General features: G+C 34.3%; 1 pseudogene. It reads right to left on the bottom strand.

The window, feature by feature from the left end:
- Positions 1 to 70, bottom strand: a pseudogene (locus SB660_RS22135) (antimicrobial peptide LCI); the annotation flags it as partial.
- Positions 71 to 254: the final 184 nt, after the last annotated feature.

Below are 254 nucleotides of genomic sequence, written 5' to 3'. Positions count from 1 at the left end.
AGGCAGGAGCGGCAGACATCAGTAAGGCAAGAGACAGCGCAGAACCGGTAAACACTTTTTTGAATTTCATTTCGAACACTCCCTTTTCAAATGAAATGTATTACAGTGTTAATAATTAGACGATTATCCATATAATTCCTCCTTTATTTCTAAAATTTTTTTCTTAAATTGAAAAAAACATCCCTTCGGAGGGACTTTTTATTTATTGATCCATTTGCATGGGTCAGGGACATGTTTTCAAAACGCTTTTTTAT

Source organism: Bacillus sp. SIMBA_005, from assembly GCF_046535585.1.
In the GTDB taxonomy this organism is placed as follows: domain Bacteria; phylum Bacillota; class Bacilli; order Bacillales; family Bacillaceae; genus Bacillus; species Bacillus pumilus.
The sequence above is the reverse complement of the archived record's forward strand: the minus strand, read 5'-3'. Positions and strand labels throughout refer to the sequence as shown.